Origin of the sequence: Martinezella lusitana, from assembly GCF_014207095.1 — a bacterium.
Taxonomy (GTDB): Bacteria; Pseudomonadota; Alphaproteobacteria; order Rhizobiales; family Rhizobiaceae; genus Rhizobium; species Rhizobium lusitanum_B.
Genome location: NZ_JACHBG010000001.1, coordinates 505,734 through 522,208, shown reverse-complemented (window position 1 = coordinate 522,208; position 16,475 = coordinate 505,734). Strand labels below are relative to the sequence as shown.

Below are 16,475 nucleotides of genomic sequence, written 5' to 3'. Positions count from 1 at the left end.
CCCGATATTGAAGTATCTCCGCGCCGGCGGAAACTGTCGCTCACTTTGCGGTCGGCGCTCTACCGAGCGCTGATTGCCAGACGCACGCCGAGCGCGACGAGCAAAGTGCCAAGGCCGCGGTCCAGCCAAAGCCCGAAGCTGCGATTTCGCCTGAGAGCCTCCGTCAGGCGACCGCCGAGCAGGATGAGCGGCGGCTCGATGAAGGCCGCCACGACGATGATCAGGCTGCCGTGCAGCAAAAGCTGCGCCCAGACCGGCCCGGCACCCTCGATGACAAACTGCGGCAGGAAGGCGAGAAAGAAGATCGCGACCTTGGGGTTGAGGAGAGCGACGAGGATCCCCTGCCGATAGATCCGCCCCCAGGACAGCGCCTTACCTGCCTCCTTGATCCAGGCGCCGTCGCCCTTCGAGCGGAGCGCCTGTATCCCGAGCCTGATCAGATAGACGGCGCCGATCCACTTGATCGTCGAGAAGGCCAGAGCGGAGGCCGCAAGGATCGCCGACAGGCCGGCGGCAGCCATGAGCACGTGCAGGCCGGCGCCGCTCCAGATCCCGAACAGGGCGGCAAAACCCGAGCGCATGCCACTTCTAATCGTATGGCCGAGAATGAAGGCGATATCCGGCCCAGGCGATAGATTGAGAAGAATCGCTGCAGTCAGAAAGGCAATCCAGTGGGCAAGCGAATAGTCGAACATCGGCCACCATCCAGAAAAAGGCTGGCATAAAGGCTCGCACGATCAGCATTGATACGGAAATCATTAGTTTTGATGGGCTGCGAAAGACATTATCTGACTGCCCAAGCGATTCGTTGCGAAAAGCGGAGCAATTGAACTTTGAGAACAGCATTCTATGGCTAAAGCCCGGACACAATTCATCTGCCAGAACTGCGGTACGATCCACAACCGCTGGGCAGGCAAGTGCGATAGCTGCGGCGCGTGGAACACCATCGTCGAGGAAGATCCCATGGGCGGGATCGGCGGCGGTCCAGCCAGGACGCCGAAGAAGGGCAAGCCGGTGACGCTGACCTCGCTTTCCGGCGAGATCGAGGAAGCACCGCGCATCCATACCGGCATATCCGAGCTAGATCGCGCCACGGGCGGCGGCTTTGTGCGCGGCTCGGCTGTTCTCGTCGGCGGCGATCCGGGCATCGGCAAGTCAACGCTGTTGATGCAAGCCGCCGCAGCACTGGCCCGACGCGGGCACAAGATCATCTACGTCTCCGGCGAAGAAGCGGTGGCGCAGGTTCGCCTGCGCGCACAGCGGCTGCAGGCGGCCGATACCGATGTGATGCTGGCAGCCGAAACCAATGTCGAAGACATTCTGGCGACGCTTGCCGAGGGCAAGAGGCCTGATCTCGTCATCATCGATTCCATTCAGACCCTCTGGAGCGAACTAGCCGAATCCGCTCCCGGCACCGTGACGCAGGTACGCACTGGCGTGCAGGCCATGATCCGCTTTGCCAAGCAGACCGGCTCGGCGATGGTGCTGGTTGGCCACGTCACCAAGGACGGCCAGATCGCCGGTCCGCGCGTCGTCGAGCATATGGTCGACGCCGTTCTTTATTTCGAAGGCGATCGCGGCCATCACTATCGCATCCTCCGTACGGTCAAGAATCGTTTCGGTCCGACGGATGAGATCGGCGTCTTCGAAATGTCCGACAGGGGTCTGCGCGACGTACCCAATCCGTCGGAGCTTTTCCTCGGCGAACGCAACTCGAAGTCGCCGGGCGCCGCCGTCTTCGCCGGCATGGAGGGCACCCGCCCGGTGCTCGTCGAAGTGCAGGCGCTGGTGGCGGCGACCTCGCTCGGCACGCCGCGCCGCGCCGTCGTCGGCTGGGATTCGGCGCGGCTATCGATGATTCTTGCCGTACTGGAAGCGCATTGCGGCGTTCGCCTCGGCCAGCACGATGTTTACCTCAATGTTGCGGGTGGCTATCGCATTTCCGAGCCGGCGGCCGACCTCGCGGTCGCTTCTGCACTGGTTTCCTCCCTGGCCGGTCTTGCTCTGCCCGCCGATTGCGTCTATTTCGGCGAAGTCAGCCTGTCGGGCGCCGTCCGGCCGGTTGCGCACACCGCCCAGCGCCTCAAGGAAGCCGAGAAGCTGGGGTTTTCCACGGCCGTCTTGCCTGCCGCTTCCGCCGACCTGCCAAAGGTCAATGGTGGACGCTGGAGCGAGATCGAAAGCCTGCCGGATCTGGTGGTGCGCATTGCCGGATCGAAGGCCGCGCTTAAGCGCGCGGAAGATGAAGACTGAGCCATACTTCAGCCGTCCTTGACGTAGAAGAGGCTCATACTGAGGCCGATGCCCGCCACATGGCGCGGCAAGTCTTGAAGTGGATTATACATGCCCATTACGATTTTCGACGGTATTGTTCTCGGCGTTCTTCTGTTTTCCGCCGTTTTGGCCATGGTTCGCGGCTTTTCGCGCGAAATTCTTTCGATCGTCAGCTGGGGCGGTTCGGCCGTCGCTGCTTACTATCTCTATCCTCTGCTTCTTCCCTATGCGCTTCAGTACAAGGCCGATACCAAGATCGCGACGATCGCTTCGGCCGGCGTCATCTTCCTGCTGGCGCTGATCATCATTTCCTTCATCACCATCCGGATTGCCGATTTTATCATCGACAGCCGCATCGGCGCCCTCGACCGGACGCTCGGCTTCCTGTTCGGCGCGGCTCGTGGCCTGCTGCTCATGGTTGTCGTCGTCGCCTTCTGGAACTGGCTCGTCGCGCCAGCCGCGCGGCCGGACTGGGTCAACAACGCCAAGTCCAAGCCCTTCCTCGATTCGATGGTCGAGAAGCTGAAGTCGGCGCTTCCTGAAAACGTACAGGCGATGCTGCCGCCGGAGATCCTGAACAAGATCGCTCCGAACCAGCAGCAGCGGACGCAACCTCAGGAAGGCGGCGACAACGCGGCGCCGAACGATGCGGCACCGTCCGACGACGCACCGGCACCGCAGACAAACAATTGACATTGCGTTTACAGGCCTGGCGTTTACAGGCTTGACCCGCCGCGCGATAATCGCCATGTGAGCGGCAAGAAACATGAAGATCCGGCCCGATATGTTTTCCGGCCGGATTTTCAGCTATTTTAGTATCCTGTCGTGACGCCGCCCGATCCGCCACGTTGAGAGCAAAGGCCAGCAGCCATGAACCATTCCTTCTCCATCGAGAATGACATCGACGGCGACACGCTGCATGAAGAGTGCGGCGTGTTTGGCATTTTGGGGCACCCCGATGCGGCAACGCTGACGGCGCTTGGCCTGCACGCCCTGCAGCATCGCGGCCAGGAAGCGGCCGGCATCGTCTCCTTCGATGGTCAGCGCTTCCATTCGGAGCGGCGGATGGGTCTCGTCGGCGATCACTATACCGATCCCGCCACGCTGGCGCGCCTGCCCGGCGACCGCTCCATCGGCCATGTACGCTATTCCACGACAGGCGAAACCATTCTGCGTAATGTCCAGCCGCTGTTTGCCGAACTGGAAGTCGGCGGCATCGCCATCGCCCACAACGGCAACTTCACCAACGGCCTGACGATGCGCCGGCAGCTGATCGCAGACGGCGCCATCTGTCAGTCGACCTCTGATACCGAAGTCGTCCTGCATCTCATCGCCCGCTCCAAGCATCCTTCCTCCTCAGACCGTTTCATCGATGCCATCAGGCAGATGGAAGGCGGCTATTCGATGCTCGCCATGACGCGCACGAAGCTGATCGCCGCGCGCGACCCGATCGGCATCCGGCCGCTTGTCATGGGGGAACTCGACGGCAAGCCGATCTTCTGTTCTGAGACCTGCGCTCTCGACATCATCGGCGCAAAATATGTCCGCGACGTTGAAAACGGCGAGGTCATCATCTGCGAGATCCAGCCGGATGGTTCGATCACCGTGGACGCCCGTAAGCCCGAGGTTTCCCAGCCCGAGCGCCTATGCCTGTTCGAATATGTCTATTTCGCTCGTCCCGACTCTGTCGTCGGCGGCCGTAACGTCTATGCAGCTCGCAAGAACATGGGGATCAACCTCGCCAAGGAGGCACCTGTTGCCGCCGACGTGGTCGTGCCGGTGCCGGACGGCGGTACGCCCGCCGCCATTGGCTACGCGCAGGCGAGCGGCATTCCCTTCGAGCTCGGCATCATCCGCAACCACTATGTCGGCCGAACCTTCATCGAGCCGACGCAGCAGATCCGCGCCTTCGGCGTGAAGCTCAAGCATTCCGCCAACCGCGCCATCATCGAGGGCAAGCGCGTCGTACTGGTCGACGATTCTATCGTGCGCGGCACGACGTCCGTCAAGATCGTGCAGATGATCCGCGATGCCGGCGCCAGCGAAGTGCATATCCGCGTCGCCAGCCCGATGATCTTCCATCCGGATTTCTACGGCATCGACACGCCGGATGCCGACAAGCTGCTCGCCAACCAGTACAGCAGCCTGCAGGCCATGTGCGACTATATCGGTGCGGATTCGCTTCAATTCCTGTCAATCGACGGGCTTTACCGCGCCGTCGGCGGCGAGCCGCGCAACAATGCGCAGCCGCAGTTTACCGACCACTACTTCACCGGCGATTATCCGACGCGCCTGCTCGACAAGGAAAGCACCAGCAACGTGCGCAAGCTTTCCGTTCTCGCCAGCAACGGCTGAACGCGACAACAGCCGACACAGCAACGATTGACAGGGGCGCCCTGCCCCTTTCTCTTTCCCACGCATTCGGATCAAGGCAGCATGAGCGTCAATCTCAAGGATAAGATCGCCCTCGTCACGGGAGCGTCGCGCGGTATCGGTTACTTCACGGCACTGGAACTAGCCAAGGCCGGCGCGCACGTCATCGCCTGCGCCCGCACGGTCGGTGGACTTGAGGAACTGGACGACGCGATCAAGGCAGCCGGCGGTTCGGCGACGCTCGTTCCCTTCGACCTTGCCGACATGAACGCCATCGATGCGCTCGGCGCCTCCATTTTCGAACGCTGGGGCAAGCTCGATATCCTCGTTGCCAATGCCGGCGTGCTCGGCGTGATCTCGCCGATCGGCCATGTCGAGGCCAAGGTCTTCGAAAAGGTGATGACCATCAACGTCACCGCCACCTGGCGGCTGATCCGCTCCGTCGAGCCGCTGCTGATGCGCTCCGAGGCCGGCCGCGCCGTCATTCTTTCCTCGGCCGCGGCTCATCGCTGCCGGCCCTTCTGGGGTCCCTACTCCGCATCAAAGGCTGCCGTCGAGGCACTTGCCCGCACTTGGGCCGGAGAAACGCAGAGCACACCGCTGCGCATCACTAGCGTCGATCCGGGTGCTACCCGAACCGCGATGCGCGCCCAGGCGATGCCCGGCGAAGATCCGGATACGCTGCCGCATCCCCGCGATGTCGCCCAGGCGATCCTGCCGCTCGTGGGTGCCGATGTCACCGAAACCGGCAAGCTTTTCGTCGTGCGCGAAAACAGGCTCGTCGACTATCGGATGCCTGAATAAAAAACACCCTCTCCCCGTGCGGGAGAGGCCTACTCCCTACTTGACCAAATTCTTTCGGCGCGCGATAAAGCCGCCCATGAAAACGGTTATCTGCATTATCTGCCGGAAGATTATTCGCTAGCGTTTCGCTGGCCTGGCCGTTTTCGTCTCCCAAAATCCAAGATGACAAACGTCCGGCCTGCCGGTGACGGTATTTTTCGGATTTATGCCTTGGGAGAATGAAATGGGCACCGAGCTGCAACTGAAGTTCTACAACACGCTGACGCGCGAAAAGGTCGGTTTCCAGCCGATCGACCGCAACAACGTCCGCATGTATGTCTGCGGCCCCACGGTCTATGACTTCGCCCATATCGGCAATGCGCGCCCGGCCATCGTCTTCGACGTGCTCTTCCGGCTGTTACGGCACGTCTATGGCGAAAGCCACGTTACCTATGTTCGCAACATCACCGATCTCGACGACAAGATCAACGCGCGTGCCTTGCGCGACCATCCCGGCCTGCCGCTGAACGCGGCGATCCGGCTGGTAACGGAGAAGACGGAGCGGCAGTATCGCAAGGATACGACCGATCTCGGTTGCCTGGAGCCAACCGTGCAGCCGCGCGCAACCGATAGTATCGAGCAGATGATCACGATCATCGAAACGCTGATCGCCAAGGGTCATGCCTATCGGGCGGCCGGCGAAGTGCTGTTCGACACCAAGTCGATGGCCGATTACGGACAGCTTTCGAAGCGCAATCTCGATGAGCAGCAGGCCGGCGCACGCGTCGCGGTCGACGAGCATAAGAAGAGCCCAGGCGATTTCGTGTTGTGGAAGCTGTCGGATGAGAATGAGCCCGGTTGGGAAAGCCCTTGGGGTCGCGGCCGTCCGGGCTGGCATATCGAGTGCTCGGCCATGAGCGGCCGCTATCTCGGTGACGTCTTCGATATTCATGGCGGCGGTCTGGACCTGATCTTCCCGCATCATGAAAACGAACTTGCCCAGTCGCGTTGCGCCAATGGCACGCATGCCATGGCGAATGTCTGGATGCATAACGGCTTCGTACAAGTCGAAGGCCGCAAAATGTCGAAATCGGAAGGCAATTTCGTCACGATCTACGAACTGCTGGAGGCGGACAAGCTCGGCGGCCGAACATGGCCGGGCGACGTGCTGCGGCTTGCCATGCTGATGACGCATTACCGCGAGCCGATCGACTTCTCGGTGAAGCGCCTCGAGGAAGCAGAGCGGCTGATCGCCAAATGGCCGGCGGCTGACGTCAGCGACGCCTTGCCGGATCCTACGGTGCTTACCGCTCTCGGGGACGATCTCAACACCGTCGCGGCCATTCAGGCGCTGCATGCCCTAGCGCAGGCCGCCAATGCCGACGCCAGCCTCCTGCCCACCTTCGCAGCCAGTGCTGATCTCCTCGGCCTGCTACCGAAGAAGGCGGAGGTCGACAACGCCGTCGTTGCGGAAATCGACGCCAAGGTGCGCCAGCGCCTGGAGTTGCTGAAGGCAAAGAACTTCGCCGAGGCCGACAAGCTTCGCGAAGCGCTAACGGCAATGGGCGTTCAGCTCAAGGACGGCAAGGACGCGGCAACGGGTGAACGAACCACGACTTGGGAGATCAAGCGGTGAGCATGATCCACACCGGCGGCTGTCAGTGCGGCGCGGTTCGCTTCCGGGTGCGGGGCGAGCTGAAGGATGCGTCGATCTGTCATTGCCGCATGTGTCAGAAGGCCTTCGGCGCCTATTATGCGCCATTGGTCTCCACACGCGGTGCGGAACTTATATGGACGCGGGGCGTGCGGAAGGTGTTTCAATCCTCCAACTATGTGAAGCGCGGCTTCTGCGGGGATTGCGGCACGCCGCTCACTTATGAGGCACCCGATGGCATTGCGGTCGCGGCTGGCGCCTTTGATGACCCCTCGCAGCTGCCGCCCGTCATCCAATATGGAACGGAAGGCAAAATTGACTTCGTCGACCGGCTGCATCTGCTGCCGGGATGCCGGACGGAGGACGATGCCGAGCAGGCGCCCTTCGTGCTGGAAATCGTGTCGTACCAGCATCCGGATCACGATACCGGGGCATGGCCGCCGGAGGTCGGAAAATGACAATGACGACGGGCCATAGCGGTGGATGCCAGTGCGGCGCGGTTCGCTATCGCACCGTTGGCGCGCTCGGCTACCCCCATCTATGCCATTGCCGCATGTGCCAGAAAGCATCCGGCAATTATGCCTTGCCATTGGGGAATGCCAAACGCGCCGATTTCGAGCTGACGCGTGGCGAACCGTCTTGGTTTCACTCGTCCGACCTTGTCCGGCGCGGCTTTTGTCGCACCTGCGGTACGCCCCTGTTCTATGATGTTCCCGGTACGGTTTCCATCAATGTGACGCTCGGCTCGTTGGATGAGCCGGCGGCAGTTCAACCCATCGCGCAATCGAACCCGGCGGGAAAGATGCCTTGGTTCCATGCGCTGGATGTCCTGCCTATGGAGCCAGATGAGGACGGCTCTGATCGCGCGGTCTCGATCAAGCGCTCCAACCACCAACATCCTGACTATGATACCCAAAGCTGGCCAGAGGAGAAGAGCCATGAGTGAAGCCACCAGAAGCGGAGGATGCCAGTGCGGGGCGGTGCGGTTTCGCATTCGCGGCGAGCTCGGCCGGCCGTCGATCTGTCATTGCCGTATGTGCCAAAAGCAGTTCGGCAGCTTCTTCTCCGCGCTGGTGACGGCACCGGATGAGGGCCTGGAATGGACCCGGGGCGAACCGAGCTATTTCCAGTCCTCCGTCAACATCGAGCGGGGTTTCTGCAAAAACTGCGGCACGCCGCTGACCTATCGCCATCCGGGGGGCCTCGAAATCGCCATCGGCGCCTTCGACGAGCGCGACGATCTGGCGCCGCAGATTCAGGTCAACTACGCCTACCGCCTGCCCTGGGTGGATACCATCTTCGACAAGCCCGTTCATCAGGACCCGGATTTCTACGCCCGACAGGAACAGATCATCTCCTTCCAGCATCCGGACCACGATACCGAAATCTGGCCGGCGGAAGGGCTGAAGATTTGACATCGGCATCGCGTAGGGCCTTGCCGAAAGTGACGTAAGGCCCCTCGCGCTGGCCGCTCCTCCCCCTCCCTGCAATGGGTTCGGACGTGGCGGATAAAAGCACACCACAATCAAGCCGGTTCGCCGGAGGAAACAGTATGACACGCGAAAAAATCTATCTCTTCGACACGACGCTCCGTGACGGCCAGCAGACGCCCGGCATCGATTTTTCGGTCGAGGACAAGATTGCCATCGCCACCATGCTGGACGAGTTCGGCCTCGATTATGTCGAGGGCGGCTATCCCGGTGCCAACCCGACCGACACTGCGTTTTTCGAGCAGAAGCGTACGAAGTCGGCCTCTTTCGTCGCCTTCGGCATGACAAAGCGCGCTGGCATCTCCGCCTCCAACGACCCCGGTCTTGCCAGCCTGCTGCAGGCAAAGGCCGACGCGATCTGTTTTGTGGCAAAGAGCTGGGACTATCACGTCAAAGTCGCTCTCGGCTGTACCAACGAAGAAAATCTCGAAAGCATCGGCGAGAGCGTCAAGGCGGCTGTGGGCGCCGGCAAAGAGGCGCTCGTCGACTGCGAGCACTTCTTCGACGGCTACAAGGCCAACCCGACCTATGCGCTCGCCTGCGCCAAGACGGCCCATGATGCGGGCGCGCGCTGGATTGTGCTCTGCGACACCAATGGCGGCACGCAGCCGCCGGAGGTCCGCGCCATCGTCGAGGCTGTCATCGCCTGCGGCGTTCCCGGCCACTGTCTTGGCATCCACGCCCACAACGACACCGGCCAGGCTGTCGCCAATTCGCTTGCCGCCGTGGAAGCCGGCGTGCGGCAGATCCAGGGCACGCTGAACGGCATCGGTGAGCGCTGCGGCAATGCCAATCTGGTGACGTTGATCCCGACGCTGGCGCTGAAGCGCGCTTACAGCGAGCGCTTCGAAACAACGATCGATGCGGAGCGACTGGTGGGTCTCACCGAACTTTCGCATGCCTTCGACGAGCTGCTGAACCGTTCACCCGATCATCAGGCGCCTTATGTCGGCGCATCGGCCTTTGCGACCAAGGCCGGCATTCATGCTTCGGCATTGCTTAAGGATCCGCGCACCTACGAGCATGTGACGCCCGAAAGCGTCGGCAATTTCCGCAAGGTCATGGTTTCCGACCAGGGCGGAAAGTCGAATTTCATCAATGCCCTGAAGCGGCGCGGCATCGACGTGGGTAAGGACGACCCGAAGCTCGACCAGCTGATCCAGATCGTCAAGGAGCGCGAAGCGACCGGCTATGCCTACGAAGGCGCGGATGCAAGTTTCGAGCTGCTCGCACGCCGGACACTCGGCACAACCCCGGAATTCTTCTCGATCGACGGCTTCCGCGTCATGGTCGAGCGCCGCTTCGATTCCCATGGCCGGGTGAAAATCGTCTCGGAAGCCGTGGTCAAGATCATCATCGATGGCGAAACCATCATGTCGGTTGCCGAAGGCGACGGCCCCGTCAACGCCCTCGATCTGGCGCTGCGCAAGAACTTCGGCAAATACCAGCACGAGATCGACGATCTGGAACTGGCGGATTTCAAGGTGCGTATCCTCAATGGCGGCACCGAGGCCATCACCCGCGTCCTCATCGAATCCACCGACAGCGACGGCGTGCGGTGGTGGACGGTCGGCGTGTCCGAAAACATCATCGATGCGTCGTTCCAGGCTCTGATGGATTCCGTCATCTACAAGTTGATGAAGAACCGGCATATGGCAGGCAAGATCGCCGCGGAATGATGCGCCGCTCATCAAAAAGGTTGACGATGCCGTCAAGGAAATGAATTGGCCACGCCGCGCGCCTTGGAGTAATCCCGTCTCAAATAACAGAGCATTTCCAGGAAAAGCGCGAAGCGGTTTTCCGTCCGGAATGCGTAGAGAAACAAGAAGAGAGAGCGTTTTCGCGATCCAATGAAAGGCGAAAATGCTCTCGGGAATGACGGGAAACGCTCATGGCCACCGATACGATCAAGCCGGAAATGAAAAGCAATGACGGTCTGCGCGGCTTCGGCTATGCGATGACGGCCTATCTCTTCTGGGGCATTCTGCCGCTCTATATGAAAGCCTTGGCGCATATCCCGGCTTTAGAAGTCATTGCTCACCGCATTTTCTGGTCCGTTCCGGTCGCGGGCGCCGTATTGCTGGCTCTGGGCGGCATGAAGGACGTGAGGGCCGCTTTCCGCAATCCACGCACCATTGCGATGGCGTCGCTGACCGCGACGCTCGTCACGATCAATTGGGGCACCTATGTCTGGGCGATCGGCGCCGGCCATTCGCTCGATGCGGCGCTCGGCTACTTCATCAACCCACTGTTCAGTATCGCGCTTGGGGCACTGCTCCTGAAAGAAAGGCTGGCGCCCGTACAGATCATCGCGATCTGTCTTGCTGCGATCGCGGTCGTCATCCTGACGATCAAGGCCGGCACCCTTCCCTGGGTTGCCCTGTCCCTGACCTTCTCCTGGGGCTTCTACGCCTTTTTCCGCAAGACGCTGCCTGTCGGCGCCAATCAGGGCTTCTTCATCGAGGTGCTGCTGCTCTGCATTCCGGCAACGCTCTATATCATCTATCTCGAAGCGCGCGGCGAAGGTCACCTCTATCAGACCGGCCTAACGGATACAGCGCTTCTGCTGGGCTGTGGGCTGGTGACTGCGCTACCGCTGATGATTTTTGCAAATGGCGCAAAGCTGCTGAGATTGTCGACGATCGGCATCATGCAGTACATCGTACCGACGATGGTCTTCCTGATTGCCGTCTTCCTGTTCAAGGAACCATTCGGCTCGACACAGATGATCGCCTTTTCGCTGATCTGGGCAGGGCTCGTGCTCTACAGCTGGTCGATGCTGCGTCAGAGCAAAGACCGCTAACCCATAATTATAGTTAGCAAAACATAAAAGCGCACCGCGACTTCTCGGGTCGGCCGGTGCGCTTCGGCTATTTGGCTCTGCAGAAGTCTTTATCGCAAGACCGCTTCGCGGTTCCACGCGACGCGACCATGCATTGATCACAGCTTGGAGATGACCGCTTCTTCGCCGCCGCGGTCGCCGCGTGCCTCGGCGGCATGCTTGCGGATGGCCGGGATAATATCGTCGACCTTGTCGATGACAAGCGGCTGGACGCGATGGGCCGTGTGGACGAAGCCCTCTTCCGTCATGTGGCGTATCAACTCCATCATCGGATTCCAGAAGCCGTTGATATTGGCGAAAACCATCGGCTTTTCATGTCGGCCGAGCTGGCCCCACGTCATGATCTCGACGATCTCCTCCAGCGTGCCGATACCGCCCGGCAGCGCCACAAACGCATCGGCACGCTCGAACATGGTATGTTTGCGCGCATGCATGTCAGGCGTTATGATGAGCTCGTCCAATTGACCGAGCGAATGGCGGGTCGCTTCCATGTCGACGAGAAATTCCGGAATGATGCCGGTAACCTGACCGCCGTTTGAGAGCACGCCGCTTGCGACGGCGCCCATGATGCCCTTCGTTCCGCCGCCATAGACCAGGCGCAGGCCGTTTTCGGCTAAGCTTTTGCCCAGCGCGCGGCCGGCAGCCATGTAGGAAGAATCGCGGCCCGGCCTTGAGCCGCAATAGACGCAGATGGATCGGATTGGCACAGAATCGTCGGTCATGACTGCAAACAACTATGCTGCAAATGCTCAGTCAAGAATTTTCGACGGAAAACTTGTGTCGGAACATGCGAAAATGGCTGAGAAAGCTTGTAAAAACAGGCGAAATCGCTAGCAATTTCAGGAGTTGCGACGACTGCGCCGCGTGGAGATGAATGATGATGAAGAACCGTGCCGGGTGGCTGGCTCTGTTGGTGTTGGCAATTGCGACCCTCTTGATGGTCTTTTTCGTGATGCCCCGCATCAACGGCAACAAGAACCCGATCGGTGATGTCGTCAATCAGGCCGGCAGCACGGTGAAAAATACCATCGAGGAAAATGCGCAGAAGGCTGGCGAAACCGCGCAGAACGCAAGCCAAGCAACGCAGAATGCCGTATCGAAGGCAGTCAACACGGCGGATCTTGCCAAGAAGCTCACCGATCTGACCGTTGCCGCAACAACCTCGCTCGGCGAGCTCAAGGCACTGTTCAAGGACGGCAACACACCGGCCCAGGACGCGTTCGCAGCGGCGAAGACAAAGTCGATCACCGCATTGCAGTCGATCGTCGGCTTCGCGCTTCCGGAAGGCATGGATGCCGCGACTGCAGGCCTCGCCAAGAAGGCCCAGGATGGGGCCGCCAAGGCGCTTGCCATCGTTCAATCCCTGCCTTCCAATGCCGCCGAGGCAAGCAGCGCAATCGACAAGGCGTTGGCTGCGCTGAGCGGTCAGCCGACACCCGAGCCGCAAGCTGCAGCGAAGTCTTCGGTCCCGTCCTTCGACGTGCTTCGCGTGGAGCCGGACGGCTCGACTGTGATCGCCGGTTCGGCCGAACCGAATGCCAAGCTTGAGATCGTCGATGGAGAAAAGGTCGTCACCACGACCAATGTCGGCCCCAGCGGCGACTTTGCCGCCGTACTCGACAATCCGCTGCCGCCCGGCGACCATGAGCTCGTGCTGCGCGCCACCGGCAAGGACGGCAAGCCCGTCAACTCGGACGAAGTCGCCACCGTCTCTGTGCCGAAGGACGATTCAACACAGCTTCTCGCAATGGTGTCGAAGCCCGGCACGGCAAGCCGCATCATTACCGCGCCATCTGCCAAGCAGGGCCGCGTAACGTCGACGGAAGAGAGCACAACGGCAACCAGCACTCAGGGCAATGCAGCGGCGACCCAGGCCGCCAAGCCGCAACAGCAACAGGACACAACCATCGCATCCGCCAACCCGGCCGCGAGCTCCCCGAATGTGAAGGCGGACGAGCGGCCCGACGTCATGGTCAATGCAGTGGAGATCGAGGGCGACCATATTTTTGTTGCCGGCACCACGAAGCCGCATGCCAAGGTTCGCGCCTATGCCGACGACAAACTGATCGGCGAGAGTGCGGCTGGCGCAGACGGACATTTCGTCGTCGACGGCGCGATGCCGCTGGCCGTCGGCAATCACAAGATCCGTGTCGACGTACTTGATGAAGCAGGCAAGGTCGCAGTGCGCGGCAGCGTCGACTTCACCCGTCCGGAAGGCAACCAGATAACCGTCGCGGCACAGACACCGGCTGCTAACACACAGGCACAATCGGCTTCCGCAAGCCTGGTGCCGCTCGACCAGGGCGAGCTTACCAAACTCAAGGAAGGTGCCGGCAAGGCCTTTGCGCTTCTGAAAGGTCTCTTCACCGACGGCAAGCAGCCGGATGCGGAGCAGCTCGCCGCTGCTCGGTCCGGCACGGAAATCGCGCTGAAGTCGCTTTCCGAGTTCCGGCCGTCCGTCAACGCGACCGCCGACCTGAAGAAGACTGCCGCCGATGTTGCAGCGGCTGCCGGCAGGGCTCTAGGCGTACTGCAGGCTCTGCCGAAAGATGCAAAATCGGTCGGCGCGGCATTGCCCGGTCTCGAGCAGCTGATTGCGGTGATTACCGCACCCGTGCAGACGGCGCCGGCGAAGCCCAAGGCCGAAATCTCCTCCAGTGAGAATGGTCTGAAGACGGTAGAACAGGCACCATTGTCGCAGGATACCGGCGCCGTGATCATCCGTCGAGGCGACACGCTCTGGCAGATCTCGCGCCGCATCTATGGCGCAGGCGTGCGCTACACGACGATCTACCTGGCGAACGAGGACAAGATCAACAATCCGGACAGGATCCTGCCCGGACAGGTGTTCGGCCTGCCGAAGGATGCGCTGCCGAATGCCGAGGAGCTGCATCGCAAGCGGCTCTCGGGCGAACACCTTTAGAGCCTCCCGCAGTATGCGGTAACAACATTCATCGGCCAGGCGCGAACAACGCCTGGCCGATGCTTTTATGCGGGATAAAAATGGTATAAGCGTCGCGCAACCCTCATCGCCTTCACGCAACGGCCATGCCCTTGCGTCTGAAGGTCTTTTCCAGCCGGGCCGACCCAATGGTTGCCAATACCCGGCTGTTTCAGTTTTCGCCGGAGACGGACATGGCAGACGGCAAGAAGACCATATCGGCGGATTCCAGCAATCCATTCAGCACGATCGTCAATCTCTGGCCCTATATGTGGCCTGCGGGCCGCATGGATTTGAAGATGCGCGTCGTCTGGGCGACCGTCTTTCTGCTGGTTTCGAAGTTCTTCCTGCTGCTGGTTCCCTACTTCTTCAAATGGTCGGTCGATGCGCTGAACGGCAAGATCGACATGCAAGGCATCCTGCCGGTTTTCATGCTCGGCGCCATTGCGCTGATCATCGCCACGAACCTCACGCGCCTCATCCAGCTCGGCCTCAATCAGCTCCGCGACGCGCTGTTTGCGAGCGTCGGTCAGCATGCCGTTCGCCAGCTCGCCTATCGGACCTTCGTGCATATGCACGAGCTGTCGCTGCGCTTCCACCTGGAGCGCAAGACAGGCGGCCTTTCGCGCGTCATCGAGCGCGGCACCAAGGGCATCGAGACGATCGTTCGCTTCACGATCCTCAACACCTTTCCGACCTTCATCGAATTCCTGCTGACGGCCATCATCTTCTGGCGCGGCTACGGCTTTTCCTACCTCGCGGTGACGGCGGTCACCGTCTGGCTCTACATCTGGTTCACCGTCAAGGCGAGCGACTGGCGCATCTCGATCCGCCGCACGATGAACAACAGCGACACAGACGCCAATACCAAGGCGATCGATTCGCTGCTGAATTTCGAGACGGTCAAATATTTCGGCAACGAAGAGATGGAAGCCAAGCGCTTCGATCAATCGATGGAACGCTACGAGAAGGCCGCCACCAGCGTCTGGACATCGCTCGGTTGGCTGAACTTCGGCCAGGGCCTGATCTTTGGCCTCGGCACGACAGTCATGATGGTGATCTCGGGCCTATCCGTTCTCAATGGCCACCAGACCGTGGGCGATTTCGTATTCATCAATGCCATGCTCTTGCAGCTCTCTGTGCCGCTGAACTTCATCGGCTTCGTCTACCGCGAAATCCGTCAGGGTTTGACCGACATCGAGGAAATGTTCGACCTTCTGGAAGTGCAGCCCGAAGTCGTCGATGCCCCCGATGCCAAAGAGCTGGTGATCGCCAATGGCGCCATCTCCTTCAAGGACGTGCATTTCGCCTATGATGCGGCACGGCCGATCCTGAAGGGCATTTCCTTCGAAGTGCCCGCGGGCAAGACGGTCGCCGTCGTCGGCCCATCAGGAGCGGGAAAATCGACCCTGTCCCGCCTGCTCTACCGCTTCTACGATGTGCAGAGCGGCACGATCACCATCGACGGCCAGGATCTTCGAACCGTGACGCAGAAGAGCCTGCGCAAGGTGATTGGCATGGTGCCTCAGGATACCGTGCTGTTCAACGACACCATCGCCTACAACATCCGCTATGGTCGGCCGAGTGCGAGCGAGGCAGAGGTGACGGCGGCGGCAGAGATCGCCCAGATCGGCGATTTCATCCGTCACCTGCCCGAGGGCTTCGAAACGAAGGTCGGCGAACGCGGCCTCAAATTATCCGGCGGCGAGAAGCAGCGAGTGGCCATCGCGCGCACCATTCTGAAAGCTCCGCCGGTTCTGATCCTCGACGAGGCAACTTCGGCGCTCGATACGACGACCGAACGGGAAATACAGGCAGCGCTCGACGTGGTCTCCAAGAACCGCACGACGCTGGTCATTGCCCACCGCCTTTCGACAGTCATCGGCGCGGACGAGATCATCGTGCTGAAAAGCGGCGTGATCGCCGAACGCGGCACGCATGCGGACCTACTGGCCCAAGACGGGCTTTATGCGTCCATGTGGAGTCGCCAGCGCGAAGCAACACAGGCGGAAGAACACCTGAAGCAGGTGCGCGAAAACGACGATCTCGGCGTGGTCAACCGGCTTGCGCCGGCAAACTGAGCAGACTTGCGTCTTCGGCGCCGCTCTCAGCGGTCGC

General features: G+C 60.9%; 14 protein-coding genes. 12 read left to right on the top strand and 2 right to left on the bottom strand.

Annotated features, from left to right (window positions below; genetic code table 11):
* Positions 1-59: 59 nt before the first annotated feature.
* On the bottom strand, positions 60-695 hold the full coding sequence (locus GGD46_RS02550) for a LysE family translocator (protein WP_184701506.1): 636 nt from the start codon (positions 693-695) through the stop codon (positions 60-62).
* Positions 696-849: 154 nt separating this feature from the next.
* Here GGD46_RS02550 and radA point away from each other — a divergent pair, with 154 nt between their 5' ends.
* The 10 genes from radA to rarD all read left to right on the top strand — a co-directional run bounded on the left by radA (position 850) and on the right by rarD (position 11,377).
* The gene (gene radA / locus GGD46_RS02545) at positions 850-2,253 is read left to right on the top strand and encodes a DNA repair protein RadA (RefSeq protein WP_184701504.1); all 1,404 of its coding nucleotides are present in this window, start codon (positions 850-852) and stop codon (positions 2,251-2,253) included.
* 90 nt (positions 2,254-2,343) lie between these two features.
* Positions 2,344-2,967 (top strand): CvpA family protein, encoded by a 624-nt coding sequence (locus GGD46_RS02540; RefSeq protein WP_184701502.1) that lies wholly within the window; start codon positions 2,344-2,346, stop codon positions 2,965-2,967.
* A gap of 177 nt (positions 2,968-3,144) precedes the next feature.
* A complete protein-coding gene (gene purF, locus GGD46_RS02535; protein WP_184701500.1) occupies positions 3,145-4,629 on the top strand; it encodes an amidophosphoribosyltransferase in 1,485 nt (494 codons plus the stop codon).
* A gap of 81 nt (positions 4,630-4,710) precedes the next feature.
* Entirely contained in the window at positions 4,711-5,451 is a 741-nt protein-coding gene (locus GGD46_RS02530; protein ID WP_184701498.1) for an SDR family NAD(P)-dependent oxidoreductase, read from the top strand.
* A gap of 223 nt (positions 5,452-5,674) precedes the next feature.
* Positions 5,675-7,066, top strand: a complete 1,392-nt coding sequence (cysS, locus tag GGD46_RS02525) for a cysteine--tRNA ligase (protein WP_184701496.1) — start codon at positions 5,675-5,677, stop codon at positions 7,064-7,066.
* A gap of 2 nt (positions 7,067-7,068) precedes the next feature.
* Complete coding sequence (locus GGD46_RS02520) at positions 7,069-7,542, top strand: GFA family protein (RefSeq protein WP_184702227.1); 474 nt, start codon at positions 7,069-7,071, stop codon at positions 7,540-7,542.
* On the top strand, positions 7,539-8,030 hold the full coding sequence (locus GGD46_RS02515) for a GFA family protein (RefSeq protein ID WP_184701494.1): 492 nt from the start codon (positions 7,539-7,541) through the stop codon (positions 8,028-8,030). The genes GGD46_RS02520 and GGD46_RS02515 overlap by 4 nt, the downstream gene beginning before the upstream one ends.
* The gene (locus tag GGD46_RS02510; RefSeq protein WP_184701492.1) at positions 8,023-8,499 is read left to right on the top strand and encodes a GFA family protein; all 477 of its coding nucleotides are present in this window, start codon (positions 8,023-8,025) and stop codon (positions 8,497-8,499) included. Before GGD46_RS02515 ends, GGD46_RS02510 begins: the two co-directional genes overlap by 8 nt.
* 137 nt (positions 8,500-8,636) lie before the next feature.
* Positions 8,637-10,253, top strand: a complete 1,617-nt coding sequence (gene cimA, locus GGD46_RS02505) for a citramalate synthase (RefSeq protein WP_184701490.1) — start codon at positions 8,637-8,639, stop codon at positions 10,251-10,253.
* A gap of 212 nt (positions 10,254-10,465) precedes the next feature.
* Entirely contained in the window at positions 10,466-11,377 is a 912-nt protein-coding gene (gene rarD / locus GGD46_RS02500) for an EamA family transporter RarD (RefSeq protein WP_184701488.1), read from the top strand.
* 137 nt (positions 11,378-11,514) lie between these two features.
* Here rarD and GGD46_RS02495 read toward each other — a convergent pair whose 3' ends face one another.
* Entirely contained in the window at positions 11,515-12,138 is a 624-nt protein-coding gene (locus tag GGD46_RS02495; protein WP_184701486.1) for a TIGR00730 family Rossman fold protein, read from the bottom strand.
* Between the two features lie 155 nt (positions 12,139-12,293).
* On the opposite strand from GGD46_RS02495, the gene GGD46_RS02490 reads away from it, so the two are divergent.
* Complete coding sequence (locus tag GGD46_RS02490) at positions 12,294-14,339, top strand: LysM peptidoglycan-binding domain-containing protein (RefSeq protein ID WP_184702225.1); 2,046 nt, start codon at positions 12,294-12,296, stop codon at positions 14,337-14,339.
* A 212-nt stretch (positions 14,340-14,551) separates the two neighbouring features.
* Positions 14,552-16,438 (top strand): ABCB family ABC transporter ATP-binding protein/permease, encoded by a 1,887-nt coding sequence (locus tag GGD46_RS02485; RefSeq protein WP_184702223.1) that lies wholly within the window; start codon positions 14,552-14,554, stop codon positions 16,436-16,438.
* The last annotated feature ends 37 nt before the right edge of the window (positions 16,439-16,475 follow it).

Coding starts and splice junctions, on each gene's coding strand:
- purF (WP_184701500.1), top strand. CDS start 3,145: ATGAACCATTCCTTCTCCATCGAGAATGACATCGACGGCGACACGCTG.
- GGD46_RS02540 (WP_184701502.1), top strand. CDS start 2,344: ATGCCCATTACGATTTTCGACGGTATTGTTCTCGGCGTTCTTCTGTTT.
- cimA (WP_184701490.1), top strand. CDS start 8,637: ATGACACGCGAAAAAATCTATCTCTTCGACACGACGCTCCGTGACGGC.
- GGD46_RS02510 (WP_184701492.1), top strand. CDS start 8,023: ATGAGTGAAGCCACCAGAAGCGGAGGATGCCAGTGCGGGGCGGTGCGG.
- rarD (WP_184701488.1), top strand. CDS start 10,466: ATGGCCACCGATACGATCAAGCCGGAAATGAAAAGCAATGACGGTCTG.
- GGD46_RS02495 (WP_184701486.1), bottom strand. CDS start 12,138: ATGACCGACGATTCTGTGCCAATCCGATCCATCTGCGTCTATTGCGGC.
- cysS (WP_184701496.1), top strand. CDS start 5,675: ATGGGCACCGAGCTGCAACTGAAGTTCTACAACACGCTGACGCGCGAA.
- radA (WP_184701504.1), top strand. CDS start 850: ATGGCTAAAGCCCGGACACAATTCATCTGCCAGAACTGCGGTACGATC.
- GGD46_RS02490 (WP_184702225.1), top strand. CDS start 12,294: ATGATGAAGAACCGTGCCGGGTGGCTGGCTCTGTTGGTGTTGGCAATT.
- GGD46_RS02530 (WP_184701498.1), top strand. CDS start 4,711: ATGAGCGTCAATCTCAAGGATAAGATCGCCCTCGTCACGGGAGCGTCG.
- GGD46_RS02515 (WP_184701494.1), top strand. CDS start 7,539: ATGACAATGACGACGGGCCATAGCGGTGGATGCCAGTGCGGCGCGGTT.
- GGD46_RS02520 (WP_184702227.1), top strand. CDS start 7,069: ATGATCCACACCGGCGGCTGTCAGTGCGGCGCGGTTCGCTTCCGGGTG.
- GGD46_RS02550 (WP_184701506.1), bottom strand. CDS start 695: ATGTTCGACTATTCGCTTGCCCACTGGATTGCCTTTCTGACTGCAGCG.
- GGD46_RS02485 (WP_184702223.1), top strand. CDS start 14,552: ATGGCAGACGGCAAGAAGACCATATCGGCGGATTCCAGCAATCCATTC.